This window comes from Streptomyces botrytidirepellens (assembly GCF_003721215.1).
In the GTDB taxonomy this organism is placed as follows: Bacteria; Actinomycetota; Actinomycetes; order Streptomycetales; family Streptomycetaceae; genus Streptomyces; species Streptomyces himastatinicus.
On record NZ_RIBZ01000088.1, the window covers coordinates 24530 to 46013 of the forward strand.

Genomic DNA, 21484 nt, shown 5'->3' on the forward strand with positions numbered 1-21484 from the left:
GGCCTTTCACGCCACGACCGCCCGCCACCGGACCTCGCCGTCCTGCCGGTGGCCGGTGGGCGCGAGTCCGGCGGCGCGGGCCACGCCCGCCGAGGCCCGGTGGCCGGGGTGGATGTGCGCGATGACCTGGCTCACGGAACCGGCCGCGAGCCACGCCACCAGGGCCCGGGCCGCCTCCGTGGCGTACCCCCGCCCCTGCCATGGCGTGCCCACCACCCAGGCGACCTCGGCGGTGCGGTCGGTCGCGGGGCCGCTGACCGTGGCTTGGACCGTGCCCACCAGGCACCGCTCGGCGCGGGCGTGGGCCACCCAGTTGCACCACGCCACCTCCGGGTCGGGCGAGCCCGCGACCAGGCGTTCGTAACGGGCGCGCAGGGCCGTGGCGTCCAGCGGGGCGCCACCGATGAAGGTGTGCAGGCCGGGGTCGGACAGCACCCCGGCCATCTCCGCGGCGTGCTCGATCCGCAGCGGCCGCAGCTCCAGCCGCGCGGTGGGGATGACCGCCGCGCGGTCGGGGTGGCTCACTCCGCCCCCGCGGCAACGGGCTCGTCGGCCGACAGGCTGTCCATGAACGAGCTGACCGAGAACACCGCCCGCCCGGGCCCGGCCGGGCCGTAGCCCGGGGGCGAGGTCAGGCCGTACTCCTCCAGCGTCGCCCGGTAGGTCTCCAGCAGCCGGATGTGGTACTCCAGCGGCGCGCCCTGCGGATTGGCCTTGCCCAGCGGCGTCGTCGGCTCCGGGCACCAGGTGGTGAAGCGGGGGACGACGCCGTTGGACATGAAGAACCGCAGGCCCTCGGCGGTCGAGTTGATGGCCTCGTCCACGCTGGTGAAGCCGAACGGCTCGGCCATCTCCACGCCCGCCACGAAGTTGGGGATCACATTGCGCGCGCCGAACACCTCGGTCGAGTCCAGGATCCGCCGGTGCCACTCGTCCCGGCCGACGTAGCGTTCCTTGCCCGGGCAGTACAGCTCGAACAGCCGCCGGTCCCACACCTCGAAGTTGGGGTGGTAGATGCTGATGCCGTAGTCGTGGAACCGCTGGACGTCGTCGCGCGGCAGCGCCTGCGCCACCACCTTGCCGATCCAGCGGCCCGGGAAGCGCTCCTCGATGGCCTTCGCGTAGTGGCCGTAGAAGTCGGCCTCGTCACGGCCGCCGACCTGCGAGGTGATCGAGCCGCCGGTGAGGGTGTACGCCTTCGAGGCGCCGGCGGTGTCATGGCGGTCGATGATCTCCAGTGCCTCGAGCACCTCCTCGACCGGCTTGACCCCGGTGTACGGGCGGCCCGCCGCCTTGTGCTGGCGCCAGTTGTGGTTGATGTCGCAGTACTGGCACTCCTCCTTGGCGCCGAAGTACTGGCACACCCGGAACACCGTCAGATAGACCAGATAGCCCCACTGGATGGTCGGGGCGACCTCCATCACCGACTTGCCGTTCGCCAGCGTGTGCCGGTAGTAGTCCGGCATCGGCGGCAGGCCGACGTCCGCGATCCGGGTCCCGTCCAGATACAGGCCCAGCGCCCCGTCCTCCCCGGCCCGGACCACATACGGCGAGTCCGGGTTGACGCGCACCGACACCACGGTGCGCCGCAGCCCGTACGACCCGCCGGTGAGCACGATCTCCTCCGGCGGCCGGTTGAGCGCGGCCGCGCCCAGCTCGGGAAGGGTGCGGTGGTCGAAGGAGAAGATGAAGTACGACTTCGGCTTGACGTCCCCGTCGTCGCCGCCGCTGAGCGCGGAGTCGTCGAAGGCCATGCCGCCGCGCAGCAGGTCCTCCTTGATCACCGCCTCCGGCGGCACCTGCGGGAAGCGCCCCATCAGCTCCTCGACCAGCGCGGTACGGTTCGGGCTCGTCATCTGCTGCACCATCCCTGATTCGATGAGACTCGTCGGCTCCCCCGCAGCTCCGTCATCCCCGCCACCCTAGATCAGCCGCGCCGTCCGCCCGCCTGCGGGCGGCCGCGGGGCGCTCTACGGTGGGGAGGAGGATGCCTGTCAACCGGCTCGGTCTGGTCGTCCACCAGGCCCGCCCCGCCGCTGTCGCGGCGGCCCGCGCCGCGCATGCCTGGGCTGCCGCGCGGGGCATCGCCTGCACCGAGATCGACGTATGGCGCGAGGGCCATCCGCGGCGCAGCGCGCAGGAGGAGTCCGCGGCGGCCGGGCATCCCGATCTGATCGTCACCTTCGGCGGTGACGGCACGTTCCTGCGCGGGGCCCGGATCGCCGCCCAGGACGGCGCCGCGGCGCTGGGGGTGAACGTCGGCCGGGTCGGCTTCCTCACCGAGATCACCCCCGACGACCTGCGGGCCGCCCTGGACGCCGTGCAGGCGGGCCGCACCACCGTCGAGGAGCGCATGATGCTCACGCTGCGGGCGTCGCGGCCGCTGGACATGCCCGCCGGGATGGACGCGCTGCTGCGGTACGGACGCGGGCCGGTGCTGCCCGCGCCGAAGATCCGGCCCGGCAGCCCCGAAGAGGTCGGCTGGGGCGTCGCGCTGGACGTCACCGCCCTCAACGACGTGGTGTTCGAGAAGCTGGCCCGCGACCGCCAGGCCGGTCTGGCGGTCTACGTGGCCGGGCAGTTGCTCGCCTCGTACTCGGCCGACGCCATCATCGTGGCCACCCCCACCGGCTCCACCGCCTACAGCTTCGCCGCGGGCGGCCCGGTCGTCTCCCCGCACATGGACGCGGTCGTGTTCACCCCCGTCGCCCCGCACATCGCCTTCGACCGCACCGTGGTGGCCGCGGTGGACGAGGCCGTCGCGATCCGGGTGCTGCCGCACTCCGGGCGGGTGGCCGTCTCCATCGACGGGCAGCTGCGCGGGGTGCTGGAGCCGGGCGACTGGGTGGCGGCGTACCGGGCCCCGGCCCGGCTGCGGCTGGTACGGATGCGGCCCACCGAGTTCTACCACCGGCTGCGCGACCGCTTCCGGCTCGCCGACTCGCCCGCCGCCGACCAGGCCCCGCCCTTCTACCGGCCCCGCAGCCCGGTCCCCGACGACCTCGCCCATCTGCGGCTGCCCCCGCCGCAGGGCGCGCCCTGAAGGCGCGTACTGAAGATGCGGGGCCTGAAGACCCGTACTGAAGATGCGGGGCCTGAAGACCCGTACTGAAGATGCGGGGCCTGAAGATGCGGGGCCCTGAACCCGGTGCCATGGTGAGGGTTGTGACAGCTCAGAGGTTTCACACCGATCTCACGCTGCGTGTCAACGGCACCGACCGGCCCCTCACCCTCGACAACCGGGTGACCCTGCTGGACGCCCTGCGCGAACACCTCGCGCTGACCGGCACCAAGAAGGGCTGCGACCACGGCCAGTGCGGCGCCTGCACCGTCCTGATCGACGGCGAACGGGTGAACAGCTGCCTGGTGTTCGCCGTGACCGCGGCCGGGCACGACATCACCACCATCGAGGGCGTCGCGGACCTCGCCGCCACCGGCGATCTGCACCCGCTCCAGCGGGCGTTCCTGGAACACGACGGCTTCCAGTGCGGCTACTGCACCCCGGGCCAGATCTGCTCCGCCATCGGCGCGCTCACCGAGGCGGCCCGCGGCTGGCCCAGCCACGTCACCGAGGACCTGGCCGCCGGTGTCCGCGCGCCCGACGCCCTGGACGACGAGGAGATCCGGGAGCGGATGAGCGGCAACCTGTGCCGCTGCGCCGCCTACCGGGGCATCGTGGACGCCATCCGCGAGGCCGCCGGGGCGGACGGCCGGGGCGTGCCGGGCGTACCGGTCCGGGGCGGTGTGTAATGAAGCCCTTCGCCTTTGAGCGCGCCACCCGCCCCGAGGCCGCCGCCTCCCTCGTCGCGGACTCCACCGAGGCGGTGTACCTGGCCGGGGGAACCAATCTGGTCGACCTGATGAAGCTCGGCGTCACCGAGCCCGCCGTGCTCGTCGACATCACCGGACTGCCGTACGACCGCATCGAGCACCGCGCGGACGGCGGGGTGCTCATCGGGGCACTGGTGCCGAACAGCGAACTCTCCGGCGACCGCGGCATCCGCGAGCGCTTCCCGGCCCTCGCGCAGGCGCTGCTGGCCGGGGCCTCCGGGCAGCTCAGGAACCGCGCGACCACCGGCGGCAATCTGCTCCAGCGCACCCGCTGCGTGTACTTCCAGGACGTCACCAAGCCCTGCAACAAGCGGTCCCCGGGCACGGGTTGCTCGGCCATCCAGGGCAGCCACCGCGACCTGGCCGTCATCGGCACCTCCGACGCCTGCGTGGCCACCAACCCCTCCGACATGGCGGTGGCCCTGGCCGCGCTCGACGCGGTCGTCCATCTGCGGCGCGTCGACGGCAGCTCCCGCGCCGTGCCGCTCGCCGACTTCTATCTGCTGCCCGGCGACACCCCGCACCGGGAGACGGTGCTCCAGGCCGGCGACCTCATCACCGGTGTCGAACTGCCCCCGCCCCCGCCCGGCGCCACGCACTACCGCAAGGTGCGCGACCGCTGGTCCTACGCGTTCGCCGTGGTGTCCCTCGCCGCCGTGGCCGCCACCGACGGCGGGGGAGCGCTGCGGGAGATCCGGCTCGCGCTCGGCGGAGTGGCGCCCAAGCCGTGGCGCGCGCACAAGGCCGAGCAGTTGCTGGCCGGGCAGCGGCCGACCGAGGACACGCTGCGGACCGCGGCCCTGGCCGAATTCGCCTCGGCGCGCCCGCTGCCGCACAACGCCTTCAAGATCGGCCTCGCCGTGGACCTCATCACGTCCACCGTGCGCGACCTCGTGGCAGGGGAGGGGCGATGACCACATTGGAACGCACCGTGGGCGCCGAGGTGACCCGGATCGAGGGGCGCGACAAGGTCACCGGCACCGCGCTCTACGCGTACGAGTACCCCGTACCGGACGCTCTGTACGGGGTGGCCGTGCAGTCCACCATCGCCCGCGGCCGGGTGCGTTCCGTCGACGCCGGTGCCGCCCTCGCGCTCCCCGGGGTCGTCGCCGTCCTGGACAGCGGCAGCGTGCCGCGGCTGCACCCGACCGACGACCCGGAACTGTCCGTCCTCCAGTCCGCCGAGGTCGCCTACCGCGGGCAGATCGTGGCGGCCGTGGTCGCGGACACCTATGAGACGGCCCGTCAGGCCGCCGCCGCGGTACGCGTCATCTACGCGGAGGAGCCGCACGACGCCGAACTGCGCGACGGCGATCCGCACATCTTCGTCCCCGAGACGGTCAACGCCGGCTACGTGGGCCGGACGGAGCAGGGGGACGTGGACACCGCCCTGGCCACGGCGCCGGTCACCATCGACGCCACGTACACCACCCCGCCCGAGCACACCTGCGCGATGGAGCCGCACGCCACCATCGCGGTCTGGGACGGCGACACGGTGACCCTCTACAACGGCGACCAGGGGCCCTGGGTGACGGCGAGCACACTCGCCGCCCTCTTCGGCCTCCCCGAGGGCGCCGTACGGATCGTGGCGGACCATGTGGGCGGCGGGTTCGGCTCCAAGGCGCTGCCCCGCCCGCCCACGGTGCTCGCCGCGCTGGCCGCGCGCGCCGTCGGCCGCCCGGTGAAGGTGGCGGCGACCCGACAGCAGATGTTCACCATGGTCTCGTACCGGACCCCCACCGTGCAGCGCGTCCGGCTGGGCGCCGAGCGCGACGGCCGGCTCACCGCGGTCTCGCACAACGCGCTCCAGCAGAGCTCCCGGCTCGCCCCGTACTGCGAGCAGACCGTCGTCGCCACCCGCATGATGTACGCGGCGCCGCACCGCCGCACCATCCACCGCCTGGCGCAGCTCGATGTGCCCACGCCGTCGTGGATGCGGGCGCCGGGCGAGGCACCGGGGATGTTCGCGCTGGAGAGCGCGATGGACGAGCTGGCGTACGCGCTGGACATGGACCCCATCGAGCTGAGGGTGGTCAACGAACCGTCCGTGGACCCCGAGTCGGGGAACGCCTTCAGCAGCCGCAATCTGGTCGCCTGCCTGCGCGAGGGCGCGGCCCGGTTCGGCTGGCCGGGGCGCGACCCCAGCCCCGGCCGCCGCCGCGAGGGGCGGTGGCTGGTGGGCACCGGCGTGGCGGCGGGCAACTACCCCGCCTTTACGTTCCCCGCCACCGCGACCGCCCGCGCGGAACCCGACGGGCGCTTCAGGGTACGGATCGCCGCCGTCGACATCGGCACCGGCGCGCGTACCGCACTGACCCAGGTGGCCGCGGACGAACTCGGCGTGGCGCTGGACCGGGTCACCCTGGAGATCGGCCGCAGCGTGTACGGCTCGGCCCCGTTCGCCGGTGGCTCCATGGGCACCAGCTCATGGGGGTGGGCGGTGAGCAAGGCGTGCCGGGCGCTGGCCAAGCGGCTCGGCGAGGTGTCCGGCCAGGTCCCGCCCGGCGGACTGGAGGCCCACGCGGACACCACCGAGGACGTCCGGGCGCGGAAGGAACTCGCGCGCCACGCCTACGGCGCCCAGTTCGCCGAGGTGCGAGTGGACGCGGACACCGGGCAGGTGCGGGTCGACCGGATGCTGGGGATGTTCGCCGCGGGACGCATCATCAACCCCCGTACGGCCCGCTCGCAGCTGCGCGGCGGCATGTGCATGGGGCTGTCGACGGCACTGTGCGAGAACCTCGAACTCGACCCCCACTTCGGCGACTTCGCCAACCACGATCTGGCCACTTACCACGTGGCGGCACACGCCGATGTGCGCGATGTCGAGGCGCACTGGATCGAGGAGGAGGACGACCAGCTCAGCCCGATCGGCGCCAAGGGGGTCGGGGAGCTGGGCATCGTCGGGGCGGCCGCGGCCATCGCCAACGCCGTCCATCATGCGACGGGGGTACGGGTGCGCGACCTGCCGATCACCCTGGAGCGGGTGCGCACGGGCCTGAAACGCTGACCTGCCACAATGAGCGGGGCCTGAAATGGCCCCGCCCGGGTGTCCCGCGGTAACGGCGCGGGACACCCGGAGCGTGAGGGTCAAATGCTCGACGGCGTGGCCTTACTGGGCCGCACCGCCGTCGCCGATCGTGGCGCCGACGGCCTCCAGCGCGGTGGTCACCGGCTGGAAGAACGTCTCACCGCCCGAGGTGCAGTCGCCACTGCCGCCGGAGGTCAGGCCGATGGCCTGGCCGGACTCGGTGAAGAGGGCGCCGCCGCTGTCGCCCGGCTCGGCGCAGACGTCGGTCTGGATGAGCCCGCTGACCGAGCCCTCCGCGTAGTTGACGGTCGCGTTCAGACCGGTCACCGAGCCGCCGTTCAGCCCGGTGGTGCTGCCCATGCGCTGCACCTCCTGGCCCACCGACGCCTCGGCCGCCTCGGTGATGTTCACCTTGTTGCCGTCGCCGGTGTTGACCGTGCTCGGGGCCTCGGTGGCGGCGTCGTCGTACGTGGCGAGCGCGAAGTCGCCGGTGCCCGGGAAGGTGGCGTCCTGGATCGTGGCGACCGGGGCGCCGTCCTGGGTCTCCGACCACTCCTCGGCCGCGACACCGCAGTGGCCGGCGGTCAGGAAGCCGGGGTCGCCGCTCTCGGTGGTGACGTTGAAGCCGAGGGAGCAGCGCGAACCGCCGCCGAAGATGGCGTCACCGCCCTCGGCGAAGGTCTTGAACGTGCCCGCGGAACGCTTGACGTCGGCCATGTCCGCGCCCAGGGACTTCACCGTGGACTCGAGGGTGTCCCACTTCGCGCCCTTGACGGTGCTGTCCGCCGTGACCTGGAGCTTGTTGGTCTTGGGGTTGATGGCCCAGGCGGTGCCCGCCATGGTGGCCTTCTTCTTGAGCGTCGCCTCGGCGGCCTTCAGCGACTTCATGCTGTTCTTGGCGGCCTTGGGGACGGCCCCGGCGCTCTTGACCGCGGCGACCTCGACATTGTTGTTGTCGCCGATGACGTTGACGACGACCTGCTGCTGCTCCTTGTCGTACCAGGCACCGCCGAACGCCTCGCCCAGGCTCGACGCCAGCTGCGCGATCGCGTCCGAGGCGGAATCGGAGTTGAACGCCTTGGGCTTGGCATCGATGGCCTCGGACTTCTTGTCCTGCGAGGCATTGGCGTTGGGCAGCACAATGGCGGCACCCACGACGGCGGCAGCCGCGGCAGCCCCAATGATGATCTTTGTCTTGGGGGCGCGCTTGTGACTCCGGCTCAACTTATGACCTCCTGTGGGGCGCACGGGGTCGTACGCAGGGGACGGGTTCGCTACGGCAGTGGATACGCATGGGCCGCCGGTTGTGTTCACACCAATTTCACGGCCGTGCGGTGACGGCCCTCACACCTGGGACGAGGAGCGACAACGTCTGCATTGGTGTCCGTGTGCGGGGTACCGGCCGTTCTGTGTCCCTTTCCGCCCACGGGACCCGCCTACGAGAAAGGAGCGCATCGTGAGTGAGGACAAGCTGCCGGAAGCCCCCGGGGAACACGCCCCCGCCATCCCCAGGGACCTGCCCGACCAGCAGGCGCAGGGCGGCCCCGACCCCCTGGACATCGACGGCGGCACACCGCAGACCGCAGCCCCGCCGCACCGCCCGGAGGACGTCCCCGACCTGGACGAACCCGGCACCCGTCGGCGCGGAAAGCCGCACAGCGGAGGTGTGCACCCCGAGCAGCCGGTGCCGGATGAGCCCTCCGGATGACGATTGACCCGGCACGTCCGGGTACTCGGGCCGTATACCGATGAGCCCGCTGACCGCTTGATGAGGACGACGAGGACGGTGTTCACGATGGCCATTCCGGAACGGTCCGCCGCGCAGGTCGTGGTGGCCCTCAGCGGCCACTCCAAGGAGGACGCCGACGCCGTGTTCGGCGTGCTCCACGCCTGCTACCCCTCCGGCCCGGCCACCGACGCCCAGCCGCGGGAGGAGGCCGAGGGACACCCCACGGTGTGGAGCGCGACCTTCGAGGTGTCCGGTGCGCGGCAGGAGCTGGCCCCCACGCCCCTGGGAGCGCCCCTCACCGCCGATCTCCAGGGCGGCCCCCGCGAGGTGGAGCAACTGCGCGACGTCCTGGCCACCGCCTTCGCCGTACGGGACGAGGGCCGGGCGGCCGGTGACCAGGAGCGTGAACTGCACCTGCGGCTGGAGAGCCGCTAGTGCTGTTTACTTTGTCGTAGGGCTCTCTACCTTGTAGGGCTCGCTACGTCTTGTTCCCTGCGCGCCGGAACGCCCACTCCATGCGCGGCTCGACCACTCCGCGGAGGACCCGCCGCACCGGCGCCGTGCACAGCACCGTGATCATGGCGACGGCCGCGGCGGTCACCGTCAGCTCGCCGAGCGGGGTGTGCAGCCACGGATAGTCGTACCACCGGCCGAAGCGGGACGCCTTGATGATGAAGCCGTGCAGCAGATAGCCGTACATCGTCCCCGCACCGAGCACCGTGAACCAGGTGCGCCGCCCGGGCACCCAGGCCAGGAAGCAGGCCGTCAGCACCAGCGCCCCCACGAAGAGGACGGGCGTGGACAGCAGCCCGGCCCACTCCGGTACGCCGTCCAGGGCCGCGACGCTCTTGCGGTGGTAGAACCACTCCGAGTTGAACCACGGCGCCACCACGTACGCCGTGGCCAGCGCCACGAGTCCGACCGGCAGGGCGATCCACCGCGCCCGCCAGGTGCGCAGCCGGGCGAAGTGCTCCTGGCGGAGGGTGAGTCCGAGCACGAAGAACGGCAGGAACGCCAGGGTCCGCTGGAGCGAGAGGTCGCCGCCGGTCTCCGGCGAGAGCGAGCCGATCGCGGCCACGGCCAGCGCGACCGGCACCGGATGGCGCAGCGCCAGCCACAGCGGAGTGGTGATCCGCCAGATGAACAGCGCGACCAGGAACCACATCACGTACCACGGGTCGAGCAGGCTGAACGGCTCGTCCGGGTTGTCCTGCGCCCAGCGGGAGAAGAGGGTGTACGCGATCTCGAAGACGACGTACGGCACGACCACCCCGGTGACCAGCCGCTGGAGCCGCTTGGGCGCCATGTCGAAGGTGCGCGAGAAGTAGCCCGATATCAGCGCGAAGGCGGGCATGTGGAACGCGTACACCAGGAGGTAGACCGCCATGGAGGCCCGGCTGCCGTACGTCAGTGGTTCCCATGCGTGGCCACAGGCCACCAGTACGATGGTGAGGTACTTCGCGTTGTCGAAGTAGGCGTCGCGGGCCTTGCCTTGGGCCGCGCCCTCACCCCGTGCCGGTCGTTCCGCGGGGGCTTGCGGGTTTGCCACACGGGTGGGGGTGTCCTGGTGCACTGCTTCTCCCGGTCACCTTCGATCGAGCCAGCGAGGTTTCCTTTTCGCCTGCCCGACGTGGCCCCGCTCATGACCGTTCACGGTAGTGGCGAATGACACCCCACCTCCGCGGAACTGCCCGAATTTCATGAAGATCCCTAAAGCCTCAGTATTCGGCGCCCCGATGCTCCGGAAGTCTGCTAACGGTGGTCAGTTCACCATCGGCGGAGGCGAACAGCAGCGCCACCGCCAGGGCACCCGGGTCGGGGACGCCGACCGCGTGGTCCCCGGTGTAGCTGGCCCGCCCGCGCCGGGCGCGCAGATAGGCGGTGGCCCGGGCGCCGCGGTGGGCGGCCACCGCCGCCAGCCGCAGCGAGCGGGACGGGTCGGCGGTCGGCGGGCAGTCGGCGAGCGCCTTCGCGGCCGGGAGGAGGGCGTCGATCATGGTCTTGTCGCCGACCTCGGCCTCGCCGACCCGCTGGATCGCGGCCGTCCCGGCGGCGATCCCGGCGGCCAGTTCGCCGGTGCCGGGCGGGGTGGGGGCGGCCGCGGCGACCGCGTCGGCCAGCTCCTGGAAGAGCAGGCCGAACAGCGGGCCGCTGGTGCCGCCGACGTCGTCGAGGAAGACCCCGGCGGCCGCGGCGAGCGGTGTCGCCGCGGTGTCCTCGCCGACTGTCGGGGCGGCGGACAGGCTCTCCAGGGCGCGGCGCACCCCGTCCATCCCGGTGGCGAGGTTGGCGCCGAAGTCACCGTCGCCCGCCTGCTGGTCGAGGGCGGTCAGCTCGGGCTCGACGGACCGTACCGTGGCGCCGAAGCGCATCAGCCAGGCGGTGACGGTGGCGCGGGTCAGGGTGCGCGGGGCGTGGTTCACGGACATGGCTGCGGAGGCTCCTTGGGGCTAGGACCGGTGGGCGGGGTCACAGGGGCCAGGCCGGGGTGCGGGCGGGGGCGTCCCACAGCCGCAGGGCCTCGTCGTCGGTGGCGAGCAGGGTCAGCGAGAAGCCACGCATGTCGAGGGCGCTGACGAAGGTGCCGGTCAGCGACCGGTCGAGGGCGGTGTCCCGGGCGTCGAGGGCCTTGGCGAGGATGTGGTGGATCCCGTACAGCTCCAGCGACGTGACCGACCCCAGACCGTTGACCAGCGCGAGCACCCGGGGCCGCGGGCCATGGGGGAGGGCGGCCAGCAGCCGGTCCGTCATGGTCTCGACCAGCTTGCTGAGCGGCGCGTGCGGCACCGTCTTGTCGGCGCGCTCACCGTGGATGCCGACGCCGAACTCCAGCACGTCCTCGGGCAGGTCGAACGCCGGGGTCCCGGAGGCCGGGGTGGTGTGCGCTGCGGACGCGACGGCGAGGCTGCGGGAGCGGCGGGTCAGATCGACGCCGAGCGCCACCAGCTCGTCCAGGCCGCGCCCCTCGTCGGCGGCGGCGCCGAGGATCTTCTCCACGAGCAGGGTGGCGCCGGTGCCGCGGCGGCCGACGGCGATCTCGTCGGAGTCGGTGGCGAGGTCGTCGTCGATCAGCACCCGCTCGCAGCGGATGCCCTCGTGATGGAGGCGTTCGGCGGCGATGCCGAAGTTGATGCGGTCGCCGGTGTAGTTCTTGACCAGGTGCAGCACGCCGTCGTCCCCGGCGACGGCGCGGCTGGCCTCGAAGATCTGCCGGTTGTGCGGCGAGGCGAAGATCCGGCCGGGACAGGCGGCGTCCAGCATCCCGGCGCCGACGAATCCGGCGTGCAGTGGTTCATGGCCGGACCCGCCGCCCGAGACCAGCCCGACCCGGCGGGCGGGCGAGGTGACACGGGAGCGGAAGTACCCGTGGCCGGGATGGTGCTCCACGAGGGCGGCGTGGGCGGTGGCGAAACCGGCGTGCGCGTCCGGAACCAGTGATTCGGACGAGTCGGCGAAGTACAGCGGCATGGTCGCGGCTTCCCTGGAGGAGTGGGGCGGACAGGGACACTGGCTTCGATGGTCCGCCGCGATCCGTGGACCGGGCGCGCCGACCGACCCCGAACGGCCTACACGCATAGGCCGGTCGGGCGACGGGGTAGGGCTGCACACGGAACACGGCGCACACGCCACGGCGCACCAGCCCCACCGGCCCCAAGGAGCCCGTCATGCCCCTCGACGACTTCGCCCGCCACCCCCTGCTCTTCGGACCCAGCCCCGTTCACCCCCTCGACCGGCTCAGCGACCACCTGGGCGGGGCCCGCATCTGGGCCAAGCGGGAGGACTGCAACAGCGGGCTGGCCTACGGGGGCAACAAGACCCGCAAGCTCGAATACCTGGTTCCCGACGCGCTGCGACAGGGCGCCGACACGCTGGTGAGCATCGGCGGGGTGCAGTCCAATCACACCCGCCAGGTCGCCGCCGTGGCCGCCAAGCTGGGGCTGAAGGCCGTCCTGGTGCAGGAGAGCTGGGTGGACTGGCCCGACGCGGTCAACGACAAGGTCGGCAACATCTTGCTGTCCCGCATCATGGGAGCGGACGTCCAGCTGGTCGACGCCGGATTCGGCATCGGCTTCAAGGACAGCTGGACCCATGCCCTGGACCAGGTGCGCGCCGCGGGCGGCACGCCGTACCCCATCCCCGCCGGTGCCTCCGACCATCCGCTGGGCGGGCTGGGCTTCGCCAACTGGGCGTACGAGGTCGAGCGGCAGGAACGCGAGCTGGGCGTCTTCTTCGACACCATCGTGGTGTGCAGCGTCACCGGCTCCACCCAGGCCGGGATGATCGCGGGCTTCGCGGGCCAGGACCGCCCCCGCCGGGTGCTGGGCATCGACGGCTCCGCGAAACCGGCCGAGACCCACGCCCAGGTGGCGAAGATCGCGCGGAACACCGCCGAGCTGATCGGCCTCGGCCGGGACCTGCGCGACGAGGAGATCACCCTGCTGGAGGGCTGGGCGGGGGACCTCTACGGCATCCCGGTGGACTCCACCCTCGACGCCATCCGGCTCACCGGCCGCCTGGAGGGCGTGATCCTCGACCCGGTCTACGAGGGCAAGTCCATGGCCGGGCTCATCGACCTCGTACGCAACGGCGACATATCCAAGGACTCCACGGTGCTGTACGCGCACCTCGGCGGCCAGCCCGCGCTCAACGCGTACAGCGGCGCCTTCTAGCGACCGCCGAAGGAGGTACGGGAGCGGCGGGCGGGCGATCAACGGACGCGGATCGGGTACCCGAACCCCTGGAACGCACTCGCAGCACCAGGGAGCACAGGTGACGGACCCGAACACCGGCCACGGCGGCGCGCCGCTCGCCGGTTGCGTGGCGCTGGTGACCGGCGCGTCCAGCGGGATCGGGGCGGCCACCGCCCGCCTCCTGGCCCGGCAGGGGGCCGACCTCGCGCTGATCGCCCGCCGTACCGACCGGCTGGAGGAGCTGGCCTCCGGCGTCCGGGACCTGGGTCGCGCCTGTGTGCCGCTGACCGCCGACCTGCGGGACGCGGCCCAGGCGCGGGCTTGCGCCGACGAGGCGGCCGAGCGGTTCGGGCGGCTGGACGTGCTGGTGAACAGCGTGGGGTTCGTGGCGGTCGCCGGGGTCGAGGACGGCGACCCCGAGAACTGGGAGCGCATGGTCGACCTCAACCTCAAGGCCGTCCTGCACACCTCGCAGCAGGCGCTGCCGCATCTGCTGCGCGCGGCGGCGGAGGGCCCGCGCGGGGTCGCCGACCTGGTGTCCCTCAGCTCGGTCGCGGGCCGGGTCGCCCGGCCGCGCAACAGCATCTACTCGGCGACCAAGCACGCGGTCGGCGCGTTCAGCGAGGCGCTGCGCCAGGAGGTGACCGGGCGCTCCGTACGGGTGGGGCTGGTCGAGCCCGGCATGACCACCACGGAGATGACCGACAATGCCACGACGGGGGCCGTCGCCGCCGGGATGCCACGGCAGGACTGGCTGCACGCCGAGGACGTCGCCCGCTGCATCGGCTTCATGGTCACCCAGCCCGCGCACGCGGCCGTCAACGAGATCATGGTGCGCCCCACGGCCCAGGAACACTGACGGATCGGTGTTCCCGGGCCGGTGTTTCCCGGGGCTACTTCCCCAGGGCCTTCTTCAGCTGGGACTTGTTCATCTGGGACCGGCCCTCGATGTTCCGGCGCTTGGCCTCGGCGTAGAGCTGGTCCCGCGTGGGGCCCTGCGCCCCGGTGTGCGACCGCTTGCCGCCGCGCCGTGAGGGCGACATGTCCTCGGTGGAGATACGGCTCGCCTTCCGGGCCTCTCCGGAGCGGGCTCGCTCCTTGTTCACCGTCCGGGCGGCCATCTCCTCTGCCCGGCGCTCACTCGCGCCGCGCTCCTTCGCGCTCTCCTTGATGTGTTCGTACTGTCTCTCCCGCTTCGGGCTCGATCCCCTGGGCATGGTGTGCACCTTCTCTCCGGAGACAAGCACAACAGAGACAAGCACCACCATTTTCGCTCCGGACACCCGGTCCGCAACAGCGCCGCGGCCGCCGTGTGCGAGCGATTGGGCCCATCAGGTGAGATGTGCTCCGGGGGCGGTCGGACCGCCCTGCTGGTGCTCGACCTGCCCCGCCTGTGATGACAGCGTGGGCCGACATGGAGCACAGCCCTGGACCGCAAAACGTGCGCGCGAGGCTGCTGCTGGCCAGCGCCACCATGCTCTTCGTCGAGCTGGCGCTGATCCGGTGGACCGGCGCCAATATCGTCCATCTGAGCTATTTCTCGAACTTCATCCTCCTGGGCTCGTTCCTCGGAATCGGCCTCGGATTCCTCCTTCCCGCCGGCCGCGGGCAGTGGCTCACCCGCTGGGCGCCCATCCCGCTGGCCGTCCTCGTCGTCCTGGTCCGGGAGTTTCCCGTCCAGGTGCGGCAGAGCAGCGGCGAGGTCATCTACTTCACCGCCGTGAAGACCACCGGTCTGCCGCAGTGGGTCACCCTGCCCGTGCTGTTCGGGCTGACCGCGCTCATCATGATGGCGATCGGCAAGATGACGGCCGACCAGTTCCGGCAGCTGCCGTCGCTGGAGGCGTACCGCTTCGACCTGCTCGGCTCCCTCACCGGCTCGGTGTCCTTCGCGCTGCTGTCCTGGCTGCGCGCCCCGTCGGTGGTGTGGGGTGTGCTCGCGGCGCTGGCGATGCTGGTGCTGGTCGGGCGGCGCAACATCCTCCGGTCCGCGATTCCGCTGGCCGTGATGGTGGCGGTGCTGGCGCTGGAGTCGGCGGCCACCGGCATCTCCTGGTCGCCGTACTACAAGATCGAGGTCAAGAAGTCGGCCTCGGCCGCCCGCGACTACAACATCGCCGCCAACGGTGTTCCGCATCAGTCCATCGCCCCGCTGAAGGCGCTGACGAAGCCCGGTTCACCGTACGACCAGCCCTATCGCGAGACCCCGCGCAACTCCCACCGCCGGGTGCTGGTCATCGGCGCGGGCAACGGCAACGACGTCGCCCTCGCCCTCGCCCACGGGGCCCGGCGCGTGGACGCCGTGGAGATCGACCCGAGGCTTCAGGAGGTCGGCGCGTCCCTGCACCCGGCCCGGCCGTACGACGACCCGCGGGTGCACGTCCACATCAACGACGGGCGGGCCTTCCTGGAGCAGACCGACGCCCGCTACGACCTGATCGTCCTCGCGCTGCCGGACTCCCTGACCCTGGTGTCCGGGGCCAGCAACCTGCGCCTGGAGAGCTACCTGTTCACCCGGCAGGCGTTCGAGGCGGCTCATCGCCATCTCGCCCCCGGCGGCGCGTTCGCCATGTACAACTACTACCGGCAGAACTGGCTCATCGACCGCTTCGCCGGCACCCTCACCTCCGTCTTCGGGCACGCGCCCTGCATCACCCACTACGGGAACAAGAGGGCCGCGATCCTCGTCGCGGGCACCACCCCGGCCGCCCAGTCCTGCGATGCCACGTGGAAGGCGTCCGGGCCGGTGCCGAAGGCGGCGAGCGACGACCACCCGTTCCCGTACCTGCTGCACCGCACCATCCCCACCTTCTACCTCGGGGTGCTGGGCGCGATCCTGCTGGTGACCCTGGCGTCGGTGCGGCTGACCGGCGTCACGCTGCGGCGGACCGTCCGGTACGCGGACATGTTCCTGCTCGGCGCCGCGTTCATGCTGCTCGAAACCAAGAACGTGATCGGCTTCGCGCTGTACTTCGGCACCACCTGGCTGGTCAACGCCATGGTCTTCGCCGGTGTGCTGCTGGCCGTCCTGTCCGCGGTCGAGGTACGGCGCCGGATCCGCAAGCTCAACCAGCCGGCGCTTCAGCTCCTGCTGTTCGCGACCCTGGCCGTCTCCTGGCTCATCCCGGCCCATCTGGTGCTCGGACTGCCCTTCGCGGGGCGCCTCGCCGCCGCGATCGCGCTGGCCTTCGCCCCCATCTTCTGCGCCAACCTCATCTTCTCCGACCGGCTGGCCGTGGCCTCCGACCCCACGGCGGCCTTCGGCGCCAACCTGCTCGGCTCGCTGGTCGGCGGCACCCTCGAATATCTCGCGCTGGTCACCGGCTACCAGGCCCTGCTGCTCGTGGTGGCGGTGCTGTACGCGGGCGCCTGCGTCCTGATGCGCTTCACCCGGCCCGGTGCGGGCGAGCGCTCCGAACACGAGCCGGTCACCGTGGCCACCGCGCCACGCACCTGACCGATGTCGCCGTCTGGGCGACATGAGGCCGCCCCCGGTCCCTCGGGACCGGGGGCGGCCTCATGGGTGTCACTCGAACATGACGTACTCCGGGCGCGGCCGCAGGGCCAGCACCTCCTTCGGGGTCATCAGCCGGCTGGTCTCGGCGTCCTCCTCGTAGAACAGCTTGAAGCCGGTGCGCAGCCCCTCCGGCTGGTCCCTGACCAGCTGCCGCCAGGTGTCGCGCTTCATGCCCGGCGAGCCGATGCCGTCCGCGCTCTTGATCATGACGACGCCGGGCTGCTGGCGCAGCGCGGACTGGTCGCGGACCACGGACACCGCCACCTGGTGGAAGACGAGCGGCTTCTCCGGCAGATCGTGTTCCTCCACGATCCCGGACAGATAGCGCGCCACGTCGGTCAGCTCCTGTCCGCTGGTGTGGCCGTAGGTGTCGCCCGGCACCTCTCCCGGGCCCATGTCCCACTCGGGGTCCAGCGCTATGCCCACATCGGGCTTGACGAGCCACTTGCGCAGCGCCTTGACCTCGTCCAGCGCCGACGCCCGGCCGGGCTGGATGTTGAGCAGCAGCAGCGCCTCATGGCGCCGGGCCGCGTCGTGGAAACGGCGGATGGTGTCGTCCGGGACCCGGGTGCGATAGGTGCCGTCCGATCCCGCTGAGCTGTTGGTGACGGTCGCGAGCAGTTCGAGGACCGGCAGTGGCTCCCGGTCGGCGGCGTAGTCGCGCGCGGTCTTCTCGATCTCCTTGACCCGCTGGTTCAGGTCACCGGTACCGAGCCGGCCGAGTGCGGCGGCGCCGGGCAGTCCGCAGTACCCCACCAGGCGGTACCGGGACAGATCACGGCCGCCGCGGGGGAGTTCGGGTCGTCGCTTCGTCGGCCGCGGCGACGGGGAGCGGCCGGCCTTGTTGTCGGAGCCCGCGGCGGCGGTCCTGCGGCCCTTGGAGGGCGTGGGGCTCCTGGACGGCTTGGCCCAGTCGGTGTTCTGCTCGCCGCATCCGGCGAGCAGACCGAGACCGGCCGCCGCCGTCACCGAGAGCAGGCCCCGCCGGGTCGGCGGGGTGCCCTGCCCTCTGGTGTCCTCCCGGATCCGCTCGGCGCCTGTGCCCTGACCTGGTGTGGTGTGCGCCACGTTCCCCTCCGTCTGCGGGCCGATGGGTTTTTCCCCGTCCCCTGCGGCTTTCCGGCCGGAGCCAGGGTGAAACGGAGCGGTGGCCACCACTTACCTGACGTAACCCAGCTCCTTGTCGACCACGTTGCGCAGCGGACGGCCCTCGGCCCGGCGGAGCAGGTTGTCCAGGAACAGCTCGGCCAGGTCGTGGCGCCAGTGGACCACCTCACCCGCGGTGTGCGGGGACACGATGACGCCCGGCAGCTCCCACAGCGGGGAGGCGGCGGGCAGCGGCTCCCGGGCGAACACGTCCAGCGCGGCACCGGCCAGCCTCCCGCCGGACAGGGCGTCGACCAGGGCCGGTTCGTCCACCAGCTGCCCCCGCCCCACGTTGACCAGCCGGGCGCCGGGCTTCATGGCCGCCAGCACCGAGGCGTCCACCATGCCGCGGGTGGCCGGGGTGAGCGGGGCGGCCAGCACCACGTAGTCGGCCTCGCCCAGCCCGGTGCGCAGGGTCGCCGGCCCGTGCACGGTGCCGAAGTCGGGGTCCTCGGTGCGCGGGGTGCGGCCCGCGCCGCTCACCCGCATGCCGACCGCGCGCAGCAGCCGGGCCACGGCCCGGCCGATGGACCCGGTGCCCCAGACCAACACGGTCCGGCCGCCGATCCGCTCGCTGTCGCGCGGCCGCCACTGACGGCCCCGCTGGTGGTCCCACATGCCGGGGAAGTCCTTGGCGAGGGACAGGATCAGCCCGAGGACGTATTCGGCGATGGGCTGGTCGTACACACCGCGCGAGTTGGTGAGCACCACATCCGGGTTGCCGGTCAGCGCGGGGAACAGATACGGGTCCACCCCCGCGGCGGCCACATGCACCCAGCGGGGCGCCTTCGCGGGGTCGTCGGGCCACGAGGCGGCCACGGCCGGGCTCAGCGGCCACCAGGCGAGCAGGGTGTCCGCACCGGGGAGCAGCGCGGGCAGCTCCTCCTCGGTCGCGTACACGGTCCGCGCCAGGGACTCGATCCGCTCGCGGTTGTACGGCAGGTGGTCGTTGTACAGGACGACGAGCCGGTCACCCACGGCCGCCTCCCGACGGCTCGCTCACGCCGCCCGGAGGCTCACACCGGAGTGTCATGACGGTTCTCCCGAGGTCAGGAAGGGTGCGCAACGGATGCCCACACCCTGACCGCACCCGCGCAGCGGGGCAACGGGCACAGTGTCCGCTCCGGCGGGCCGTTGTGGACGCTGTGTCCCGGCCGACGCCACCGCTCCGGGGCCAAAGTCCTGCGCATCCCCGGTGCGGACCAGGCGTACACAGTGTCCACCACGGGCCCGGCGATGGAACAGGATGGCCGTTGACGGTACCGGACGGCTGAACCATGGTGATGGCCATCCGTCATCCCGTCACCTGCCCGTTCCCGGCAGCACACCCCGCGGCCCCCCGCCGCGCCCCGCACGAATGCTTGACGCCCGATGCCGCACCGATGGGTCGCATCGCCCCGCGCCTCAGCGCCTCCTCCTCGTCCCCAGGAGTCTCAAGCATGTCCTTGTCCAACGCATCGCAAGAATCCACCGCCAGAGTCCACAGCCTCGACGAAGCCCCCGTCACCGGCTTTCACCGCAGGATGGTCGCCGTCGCCATGGGCGGCCCGTTCTGCGACGGCTATCTGCTGGGCATCATGGGCGTCGCCCTCAGCCTGATCACCCCGGCGCTCAGCCTGAACACCATGTGGGAGGGGCTGATCGCCGCCTCCGTCCTGGTCGGCGTCTTCATCGGAGGCGCGGTCTTCGGACCGATCACGGACCGCGTCGGCCGCCATCTGATGTATGTGCTCAACCTGATCACCTTCGTGGTCTTCTCGGCCCTCCAGTTCTTCGTCACCGAGGCGTGGCAGCTGCTGGTGCTGAGGCTGCTGATCGGCATCGCGATCGGCGCCGACTACCCGATCGCGTCCGCCCTGACCACCGAGCTGGTGCCGCGCAAGATCCGCGGCCCCGCCCTGTCCGGCCTGGTCCTCGCCTGGTGGGTCGGCTACGGCGTCAGCTTCTGGGCCGGCTGGCTGCTGATGGGTACCGGCGACGACGCCTGGCGGTGGATGCTGGCCTCCGGAGCGGTCCCCGCCGTGATCTTCATCTTCTTCCGGGCCGGAGTGCCCGAGTCGCCCCGCTGGCTCGCCTCCCGCGGCCGGGTGGATGAGGCCAAGGAGGTCGTACGCAAACACCTCCACCAGGAGGTCAGCAGCGAGGAACTGCTTGCCGAGAGCGGGGCGAAGCGCGGCGGCTCGGGTCTGGGCAACCTGGCGGAGATCTTCCGCCGCGGCTACGCGATCCCCGCCCTGTTCTGTTCGGTGTTCTGGATCTGTCAGGTGGCGCCCGCCTTCGCCGTACGGTCCTTCCAGCCGCAGATGCTGGAGTCGTTCGGGGTGGGCAGCACCTTCGGCGCCAGCGCGCTCATCACCACGATCGCGGTGGCGGGCACGGCCGTCGGGCTGCTCGTGGTCAACCGGATCGGCCGACGGCCCCTGCTCATCGGCAGCTTCGCCTGCATCAACGTCTGCCTCATCGCCCTGATCGTGCTGCCGCTGCACTACGCGTTCCTGGTGGTCGCCCTCTTCGCCGGGTTCCAGTTCTTCGAGGCCGCGGGCAGCGGACTCCAGTTCGTGTATCCGAGCGAGCTGTTCCCCACCGACCTGCGCGCCACCGGCGTCGGTGTGGCCACCGCCATGAGCCGGGTCGGCTCCGCCTCCAGCACCTTCCTGCTGCCCATGCTCACCGCCGACTTCGGCGTGCGCGGCACCCTCGCGATGGGCGCGGGCATCACCATCATCGGCCTCATCGCCTCCATCGTCCTCGCCCCCGAAACCAAGGACCTGGGCCTGACGGAAGCCAGCCGCCGCGCCTGACCGCGCCGTTTCCGTCCCGCTCCGCCCCCTTCCCACGACCGAAAGGACCGCTCCATGCGCAAGCTCGTCTCCTTCGACTGCTACCGCACCCTCATCAACTTCGACACCCGCACTGCCACCCACGAGATCGTCAAGGACCGCCTCGCCGAGCTCGGCGTCGACCCCGACCAGTTCCACCACGACGCGTACGTGATGCGGTTCCAGGGCGTCGTGGACCACTACCGCCCGTACCGGGAGACCGTCCGCCGCACCCTGCACAACGTCATGCTGCTGCACGGCCTGGAGTACCGCGACGAGGACGGCGAGGCCCTCATCGAGGCCATCAAGAAGTTCAAGCCGTTCCGCGAGGTCCCCGACGCGCTGCGCCGCCTCAAGGGCGAGTACGACATCGCCATCCTCTCCAACAGCGAGGACGACCTGATCTCCTACGCCGTCGACGAGCTGGGCGTGGAGTGGGACTACGTCCTCACGGCCGAGCAGGCGGGGGCGTTCAAGCCGCTGCCGCAGGCCTTCGAATACCTCATGAAGGCCACCGGCCGCGGCCCGGAGGACATCATCCACACCGCCCAGGGCTGGGAGTACGACATCATGCCGACCAAGCGGTATGAGGGCATGCGGCGGATCTGGGTCAACCGGTACGGCTTCCCCGGTTCGGCCGCCTTCCAGCCGTACGAGGAGATCAAGGACCTGTCCGAGCTGCCCGGTCTGCTCGGCGTCTGACCCGGTTCCCCGGCCACC

General features: G+C 71.8%; 20 protein-coding genes. 11 read left to right on the top strand and 9 right to left on the bottom strand.

Annotation, left to right across the window (positions count from 1 at the left end; genetic code table 11):
• Positions 1 to 6 precede the first annotated feature (6 nt).
• Positions 7 to 525, bottom strand: coding sequence for a GNAT family N-acetyltransferase (locus tag EEJ42_RS06600; protein ID WP_123099035.1), 519 nt, complete (start codon positions 523 to 525; stop codon positions 7 to 9).
• Positions 522 to 1856, bottom strand: a complete 1335-nt coding sequence (locus tag EEJ42_RS06605; RefSeq protein WP_123099056.1) for a radical SAM protein — start codon at positions 1854 to 1856, stop codon at positions 522 to 524. The genes EEJ42_RS06600 and EEJ42_RS06605 overlap by 4 nt, the downstream gene beginning before the upstream one ends.
• Positions 1857 to 1987: 131 nt before the next feature.
• On the opposite strand from EEJ42_RS06605, the gene EEJ42_RS06610 reads away from it, so the two are divergent.
• From EEJ42_RS06610 to EEJ42_RS06625, 4 genes are all read left to right on the top strand, one after another.
• Complete coding sequence (locus tag EEJ42_RS06610) at positions 1988 to 3043, top strand: NAD(+)/NADH kinase (RefSeq protein ID WP_123099036.1); 1056 nt, start codon at positions 1988 to 1990, stop codon at positions 3041 to 3043.
• An 86-nt stretch (positions 3044 to 3129) separates the two neighbouring features.
• A complete protein-coding gene (locus tag EEJ42_RS06615) occupies positions 3130 to 3750 on the top strand; it encodes a 2Fe-2S iron-sulfur cluster-binding protein (protein WP_123099057.1) in 621 nt (206 codons plus the stop codon).
• Positions 3750 to 4745: an FAD binding domain-containing protein gene (locus EEJ42_RS06620; protein WP_123099037.1), complete on the top strand. Its 996-nt coding sequence runs from the start codon at positions 3750 to 3752 to the stop codon at positions 4743 to 4745. Before EEJ42_RS06615 ends, EEJ42_RS06620 begins: the two co-directional genes overlap by 1 nt.
• Positions 4742 to 6841: a xanthine dehydrogenase family protein molybdopterin-binding subunit gene (locus tag EEJ42_RS06625; RefSeq protein ID WP_123099038.1), complete on the top strand. Its 2100-nt coding sequence runs from the start codon at positions 4742 to 4744 to the stop codon at positions 6839 to 6841. The genes EEJ42_RS06620 and EEJ42_RS06625 overlap by 4 nt, the downstream gene beginning before the upstream one ends.
• 102 nt (positions 6842 to 6943) lie before the next feature.
• Here EEJ42_RS06625 and EEJ42_RS06630 read toward each other — a convergent pair whose 3' ends face one another.
• Positions 6944 to 8086 (bottom strand): S1 family peptidase, encoded by a 1143-nt coding sequence (locus tag EEJ42_RS06630; protein ID WP_342778255.1) that lies wholly within the window; start codon positions 8084 to 8086, stop codon positions 6944 to 6946.
• A gap of 232 nt (positions 8087 to 8318) precedes the next feature.
• On the opposite strand from EEJ42_RS06630, the gene EEJ42_RS06635 reads away from it, so the two are divergent.
• Together EEJ42_RS06635 and EEJ42_RS06640 are read left to right on the top strand one after the other, a co-directional pair.
• Positions 8319 to 8570: a hypothetical protein gene (locus tag EEJ42_RS06635; protein ID WP_184502969.1), complete on the top strand. Its 252-nt coding sequence runs from the start codon at positions 8319 to 8321 to the stop codon at positions 8568 to 8570.
• Positions 8571 to 8657: 87 nt separating this feature from the next.
• Positions 8658 to 9026, top strand: coding sequence for a hypothetical protein (locus EEJ42_RS06640; protein ID WP_184502970.1), 369 nt, complete (start codon positions 8658 to 8660; stop codon positions 9024 to 9026).
• A gap of 43 nt (positions 9027 to 9069) precedes the next feature.
• On the opposite strand, the gene EEJ42_RS06645 is transcribed toward EEJ42_RS06640, so the two are convergent.
• The 3 genes from EEJ42_RS06645 to EEJ42_RS06655 all read right to left on the bottom strand — a co-directional run bounded on the left by EEJ42_RS06645 (position 9070) and on the right by EEJ42_RS06655 (position 12059).
• Entirely contained in the window at positions 9070 to 10140 is a 1071-nt protein-coding gene (locus tag EEJ42_RS06645; RefSeq protein WP_123099059.1) for an acyltransferase family protein, read from the bottom strand.
• Between the two features lie 169 nt (positions 10141 to 10309).
• Positions 10310 to 11020, bottom strand: coding sequence for a dihydroxyacetone kinase subunit DhaL (gene dhaL / locus EEJ42_RS06650; RefSeq protein ID WP_123099041.1), 711 nt, complete (start codon positions 11018 to 11020; stop codon positions 10310 to 10312).
• Between the two features lie 40 nt (positions 11021 to 11060).
• A complete protein-coding gene (locus EEJ42_RS06655) occupies positions 11061 to 12059 on the bottom strand; it encodes a dihydroxyacetone kinase subunit DhaK (RefSeq protein ID WP_123099042.1) in 999 nt (332 codons plus the stop codon).
• 197 nt (positions 12060 to 12256) lie between these two features.
• On the opposite strand from EEJ42_RS06655, the gene EEJ42_RS06660 reads away from it, so the two are divergent.
• Positions 12257 to 13261, top strand: a complete 1005-nt coding sequence (locus EEJ42_RS06660) for a 1-aminocyclopropane-1-carboxylate deaminase (RefSeq protein WP_123099043.1) — start codon at positions 12257 to 12259, stop codon at positions 13259 to 13261.
• A 100-nt stretch (positions 13262 to 13361) separates the two neighbouring features.
• Positions 13362 to 14141 carry an SDR family oxidoreductase gene (locus tag EEJ42_RS06665; RefSeq protein WP_123099044.1) on the top strand — a complete coding sequence of 260 codons (780 nt, stop codon included), beginning with the start codon at positions 13362 to 13364 and terminating at the stop codon, positions 14139 to 14141.
• Positions 14142 to 14175: 34 nt separating this feature from the next.
• Here EEJ42_RS06665 and EEJ42_RS06670 read toward each other — a convergent pair whose 3' ends face one another.
• On the bottom strand, positions 14176 to 14499 hold the full coding sequence (locus EEJ42_RS06670; RefSeq protein WP_123099045.1) for a plasmid stabilization protein: 324 nt from the start codon (positions 14497 to 14499) through the stop codon (positions 14176 to 14178).
• 224 nt (positions 14500 to 14723) lie between these two features.
• Between EEJ42_RS06670 and EEJ42_RS06675 the strand changes: the two genes are divergently transcribed.
• On the top strand, positions 14724 to 16739 hold the full coding sequence (locus tag EEJ42_RS06675) for a spermine/spermidine synthase domain-containing protein (RefSeq protein WP_246096158.1): 2016 nt from the start codon (positions 14724 to 14726) through the stop codon (positions 16737 to 16739).
• Positions 16740 to 16808: 69 nt separating this feature from the next.
• On the opposite strand, the gene EEJ42_RS06680 is transcribed toward EEJ42_RS06675, so the two are convergent.
• Positions 16809 to 17867 (bottom strand): hypothetical protein, encoded by a 1059-nt coding sequence (locus EEJ42_RS06680; protein ID WP_246096160.1) that lies wholly within the window; start codon positions 17865 to 17867, stop codon positions 16809 to 16811.
• A gap of 90 nt (positions 17868 to 17957) precedes the next feature.
• Entirely contained in the window at positions 17958 to 18923 is a 966-nt protein-coding gene (locus tag EEJ42_RS06685) for a D-2-hydroxyacid dehydrogenase (protein ID WP_123099047.1), read from the bottom strand.
• A 461-nt stretch (positions 18924 to 19384) separates the two neighbouring features.
• Here EEJ42_RS06685 and EEJ42_RS06690 point away from each other — a divergent pair, with 461 nt between their 5' ends.
• Both EEJ42_RS06690 and EEJ42_RS06695 read left to right on the top strand, forming a co-directional pair.
• Positions 19385 to 20746, top strand: coding sequence for an MFS transporter (locus EEJ42_RS06690; RefSeq protein WP_123099048.1), 1362 nt, complete (start codon positions 19385 to 19387; stop codon positions 20744 to 20746).
• 54 nt (positions 20747 to 20800) lie between these two features.
• Positions 20801 to 21466, top strand: a complete 666-nt coding sequence (locus EEJ42_RS06695) for an HAD-IA family hydrolase (RefSeq protein ID WP_123099049.1) — start codon at positions 20801 to 20803, stop codon at positions 21464 to 21466.
• Positions 21467 to 21484: the final 18 nt, after the last annotated feature.